Origin of the sequence: Anabaenopsis tanganyikae CS-531 (assembly GCF_029891675.1) — a bacterium.
Taxonomy (GTDB): domain Bacteria; phylum Cyanobacteriota; class Cyanobacteriia; order Cyanobacteriales; family Nostocaceae; genus Anabaenopsis; species Anabaenopsis arnoldii.
On sequence record NZ_JANQDF010000186.1, the window covers coordinates 1 to 4,121 of the forward strand.

The 4,121-nt window shown below is 42.5% G+C and carries 5 protein-coding genes, 1 tRNA gene and 1 pseudogene; 5 read left to right on the forward strand and 2 right to left on the reverse strand.

What is annotated here, in order from left to right; all coding sequences use genetic code 11:
- Positions 1–192 (reverse strand): annotated as a pseudogene (locus tag NWP22_RS17930) (photosystem II D2 protein (photosystem q(a) protein)); the annotation flags it as partial.
- Between the two features lie 295 nt (positions 193–487).
- Between NWP22_RS17930 and NWP22_RS17935 the strand changes: the two are divergent.
- From NWP22_RS17935 to NWP22_RS17950, 4 genes are all read left to right on the forward strand, one after another.
- Positions 488–763, forward strand: a complete 276-nt coding sequence (locus NWP22_RS17935) for a UPF0367 protein family (RefSeq protein WP_271730456.1) — start codon at positions 488–490, stop codon at positions 761–763.
- A 13-nt stretch (positions 764–776) separates the two neighbouring features.
- A complete protein-coding gene (locus NWP22_RS17940) occupies positions 777–1,454 on the forward strand; it encodes an ABC transporter ATP-binding protein (RefSeq protein ID WP_271730457.1) in 678 nt (225 codons plus the stop codon).
- 218 nt (positions 1,455–1,672) lie between these two features.
- On the forward strand, positions 1,673–2,221 hold the full coding sequence (locus tag NWP22_RS17945) for an NYN domain-containing protein (RefSeq protein ID WP_271730458.1): 549 nt from the start codon (positions 1,673–1,675) through the stop codon (positions 2,219–2,221).
- A gap of 147 nt (positions 2,222–2,368) precedes the next feature.
- Positions 2,369–2,440 (forward strand) — tRNA-Asn (locus NWP22_RS17950).
- Positions 2,441–2,582: 142 nt separating this feature from the next.
- Here the strand turns inward: NWP22_RS17950 and NWP22_RS17955 are convergent.
- Entirely contained in the window at positions 2,583–2,810 is a 228-nt protein-coding gene (locus NWP22_RS17955; RefSeq protein ID WP_271730461.1) for a hypothetical protein, read from the reverse strand.
- Positions 2,811–2,875: 65 nt separating this feature from the next.
- Between NWP22_RS17955 and NWP22_RS17960 the strand changes: the two genes are divergently transcribed.
- A partial coding sequence (locus tag NWP22_RS17960) for an AAA-like domain-containing protein (protein WP_280802195.1) occupies positions 2,876–4,121 on the forward strand: 1,246 nt, incomplete at its 3' end.

Below are 4,121 nucleotides of genomic sequence, written 5' to 3' on the forward strand. Positions count from 1 at the left end.
GGCTAATCCGTGGGTGTACCAGGAGGTGACGAAGGTTGTACCGGTGAGCCAACCGCCTAGTGCTAGGTAAGCGCAGGGGAATAATAATATCCCTGACCAGCCTACGAATACGAAGCGATCGCGCTTTAACCAGTCGTCTAAAGCGTCAAACCACCCTCTTGTACTGGGGGCACGTCCAACTGCGATGGTCATTAGAACGAATCTCCAAATGTTTATAAGTACAGGTCTGCTTATAGATCAGCTTTTAACAGCCATCTTTATGCAGATAGTTTACCAGATTGTCAATCTAGTTTACAAATTTTTACTGACTCTCATAATTATAAGTGCAAATGATGACTTTTTCTAGTTAATTCTGGATTAAATTTTATTTTTTGCCAAAAAAGCCCTCAGAGGGTTGAGGGTTGACCACAGCGACTAATTCGCCATTCCCAATTCCCCATGTGCTAACGCTAAAATGAGTCCTACAGTTACGTTGGACTAATCCTAAATGTTTACCATTGACCTAAGCATCAGAAATACAGCCTTCCCCATATCTGTACAACGTAAGACACAAGAGGATGCTGAAGCTATCTATCAGCTAATTTTGGCCGCTATGCGCTCTGGTAACCCTGACATCGTGGAACTTAAATGTGAGGGTAAGACAGAGAAGAAAATTGCTGTCCGTGCCAGTGAAATTTCTGGAGTTCAGATTGTCGAGAAAGATGGTACAACTACTAGCAGTGGTAGACCACCGGGCTTTTTTGCCCTCACTGCTTCTGAATAACTAGGGTATGAAAATGTCAGAATTTGGCATTGAGGTCAAGAATTTACATTTTAGTTGGCCTAATGGCGCGAAGGCAATCCAATCTTGTTCTCTGGAAGTACCTATAGGTGAATTTTGGATGCTTTTGGGTACAAATGGCAGCGGTAAATCTACATTACTCCGACTACTGGCGGGGCTATTGGCTCCTCAGTCCGGTGAGATTAAGGTTCTAGAACCCGTTGGCTTTGTGTTTCAAAATCCTGATCATCAATTGGTAATGCCAACTGTGGGTGCTGATGTGGCTTTTGGACTGGTAGAAGAAAAGTTACCCCCTGCGACGGTGAGGACAAGGGTTGAGGAGGCGTTGAAGTCGGTGAATTTGTCTACCCTACAACTACGCCCTATTTATGCTTTGAGCGGAGGACAAAAACAACGAGTGGCGATCGCCGGCGCGATCGCGCGGCGTTGTGAAATCTTACTCTTAGATGAACCGACAGCCCTCTTAGACCCAGATAGCCAATTAGAGTTAGTGGCTAGTGTGAGTGGTTTAGTCAAAAGTCGGGGAATGACGGCTCTGTGGGTAACTCATCGCCTAGATGAGTTGAACTACTGTGACGGTGCTTTTCTACTAGAAAATGGCTGTTTAATAGATCAAGGTGATCCTCAGCGTCTGAAGCAAAGGTTGATGACAATGGATAATGGATCAATTTAAATACCCATTTGCTCCCATGCCTTTTTCTGAATAGTTACTAACAATTGAGACGCGCCTTGATCCGGCGCGTTTCTGTTTGGCCAAGCCTTTTGCAGTGAAATCCTATCATCTGATGCAATTTTTTAATGGTTTGTAACATAGAGTTACAAGTAATATTTCAATTACCATGAAATTTATGAATGAATTTTGTTAACTCTAGATAACTGTGATTAAATACCATGCATCGTTCCTTACTACCCGCTGTCTTGTTAGTAGACGGCTACAATATAATTGGCGCTTGGCCTTGCCTGAAAAAAACCCGTGATCGTTCAGGACTAGAGGCTGCACGCTGGGAACTAGTCGAAGTAATGACTAGTTACAGCTCGTTTCTAGGTTATAACACTCAAATAATTTTTGATGCCCAACATCATAAAGCTCCTACTAATCAAGAAATGATTACGGAACTGTTATCAGTTCATTACACTGAGTTTGGACAAACCGCAGACACTTATATTGAAAAATCCTGTGCATCTCTAAGGGAGCAAAAAGCGCAGTCTCTGATTAATCGGGTAATTGTGGCCACATCTGACCGCGCCCAACAGTTGATAGTTCAGGGCTATGGGGCTGAATTGTTGTCAGCACAACAGCTTTGTAGTGATGTGCAAAGTACAATTTCTCGGATGCGACATAAATATCAAAAACCCAAGCAACCCAAAAGTCGGTTTTTAGCCAACTCCATTGATGCCAAAGCACGCCAGCGACTAGCTCAATTGAGAATGGGGTTATAGTAGCCACTGGAATCTAAAAGGCGATAACCCTTTACTAGCAAGGGTTTGGGCTGTAATGTGATCATAATTAAATATCTACAAAAAAAAGTTTGGTAAAACACTTGCCAAATTCTATATGTTGGGTTTAAGATAATTACTTGTGAGCGTTCCTCAGTAGCTCAGCGGTAGAGCGATCGACTGTTAATCGATTGGTCGCTGGTTCGAATCCAGCCTGGGGAGTTAAAGTAAATAGTTTTGAGTAGAGACAATACTAGAATACCGAACTTATTAGAGAAGTCAGCCAGGGGTATATAATATATTTGCCTTATCGCCAGCAAAGGCTTTATATTGCCAAATCAGTGATACTATTGGGGTAATTATGTCATCTATCTATAGATATTTGAGAAGATAAATCGTATTCACATCCAATCAAGGCGAGCGCCTTTAATATCCAAACTTTTCTCAGAAATCGCGGATATTTTACCCAGTGTCCACAGTAGGTGTTATCCGTGGGCGATCGCACCAGCGCTGCTGCTAAAGCTTGCACTCGGCTTGAGCCGAAGTGCAGATCGCTGTTGACTATTAATACTTCTGACCTGTCAACGGTCAACCGTCAACAGTTAACAGTCAACAATCATGGAAGTTATAATCAAATCAAGCTATACATAAACTATTATGACTAAATGGTTTAATACTGCTGGCCCTTGTAAGCCAAATATCCACTATACCTTACCCACAAGTCAGCGGTTACCAGAGTTAAAACGCCTGATTGACCAACAGAATTACTTTGTCATCCATGCACCCAGACAAACCGGTAAAACTACTGCCATGCTTACCCTAGCACAGGAATTAACAGCCAGTGGTAAATATACCGCCGTCTTACTATCCTTAGAAGTGGGCGCAGTATTTCCCCATGCTCCTGGAACTGCTGAAAGAGCAATTTTAGATGAGTGGAAACAGTCGGTTAAATTTCGCCTACCAACTAATCTACAGCCCACTACATGGACAGAAGTGGGTACTGGTTCCCAAATTGGCACATTTTTAAGCACTTGGGCGGCTGACTCTCCTTTACCCTTGGTGGTATTCTTAGATGAAATTGACGCTTTAAGTGATGAAACTTTAATTTCTGTACTGCGCCAGTTACGCTCCGGTTATCCCAATCGCCCCCAAGGGTTCCCCCAATGTGTGGCGTTAATCGGGATGCGGGATGTACGTGATTATAAGGTAGCTTCTGGTGGTAGTGACGGGTTAAATACCTCTAGCCCCTTTAATATTAAGGTAGAGTCTTTAACTTTAAATAATTTTACTTTGGAAGATGTAAGGAATCTATACGCACAACACACCCAAGCCACGGGGCAAATTTTCACCCCCGAAGCCATTAATCACGCCTACTATTTAACCCAGGGTCAACCTTGGTTAGTTAATGCGATCGCCCGTCAAGTTACAGAATATTTAGCAGAAGATACCAACATTCCCATCACGGTAGATTTAATTAATCAAGCTAAAGATATCTTAATTCAAAGGCAAGACACCCATTTAGATAGTCTCGCCGAGCGATTACGAGAGGATAGGGTTAAGGCGATTATTCAACCCATGTTAGCCGGGGAAGAATTACCAGATGTGCCTAATGATGATATTCGTTTTCTCCTAGATTTAGGATTGTGTCGCTATCATCCTATTAGAGGTTTAGAAATTGCTAACCCGATTTATAGAGAAGTTTTACCTAAAGTTTTAGCCTATACGCCCATTATGTCCTTAGGGGTGATTGAACCTGAATGGTTGAGTCCCAGTGGTGAATTAATCCCAGAAAAATTATTAGACTTATTCTTAGACTTTTGGCGACAACATGGGGAACCGTTATTTAAAAGCACCCCTTACCCAGAAATTGCGCCTCACTTAGTATTAATGGCATTTTTACACC

Bases quoted from the DNA above. Each gene is read 5' to 3' on its own strand.
- NWP22_RS17935 (WP_271730456.1), top strand. From the start codon at position 488: ATGTTTACCATTGACCTAAGCATCAGAAATACAGCCTTCCCCATATCT.
- NWP22_RS17940 (WP_271730457.1), top strand. From the start codon at position 777: ATGTCAGAATTTGGCATTGAGGTCAAGAATTTACATTTTAGTTGGCCT.
- NWP22_RS17945 (WP_271730458.1), top strand. From the start codon at position 1,673: ATGCATCGTTCCTTACTACCCGCTGTCTTGTTAGTAGACGGCTACAAT.